1 protein-coding gene is annotated in these 407 nt (G+C 37.6%); it reads right to left on the bottom strand.

What is annotated here, in order from left to right:
* Positions 1-191 (bottom strand): porin (locus tag IM290_RS21675; RefSeq protein WP_179297409.1); only part of this gene is annotated, 191 nt, incomplete at its 3' end.
* Positions 192-407: the final 216 nt, after the last annotated feature.

The raw sequence follows: 407 nt of genomic DNA, 5'->3' as shown, positions 1-407 counted from the left end.
TCACCTTTGAAGCCCAGACGAACATACGTTTTGTCGCCGTCGCTACCAGCATCATCAGAAAAATAGTGCAGACCAGTAACTTTGCCGTACAGATCCAGTTTGTTACCGTCTTTGTTAAAAACTTCAGCCGCGTTAACAACGCCAGCTGCCAACATGGAAGTCACTGCCACTGCAACTAATTTAAGTTTCATCTTAAATAATCCTTATAATTTTATTTAGGTATTTCCTAAGCCACCTGAGCGATTTTTAAACGAGGCTTATCGTCAATGGCAGACTATTTTTAAAATTCCGTAGACTGCTTTCAATAATAAGTTTCAAAATATTAAAGATAATTTCAATTAGTGTGATCCTGATCGGATAAATTGCCCTTAAATCGGCCAATCAGGTTAATATATAGACATGAAGTG

This window comes from Enterobacter cloacae complex sp. S1 (assembly GCF_014930525.1).
Taxonomy (GTDB): Bacteria; Pseudomonadota; Gammaproteobacteria; order Enterobacterales; family Enterobacteriaceae; genus Enterobacter; species Enterobacter hormaechei_C.
Note: the sequence above shows the minus strand (reverse complement) of the source record. Positions and strands in the feature narration are given on the sequence as shown.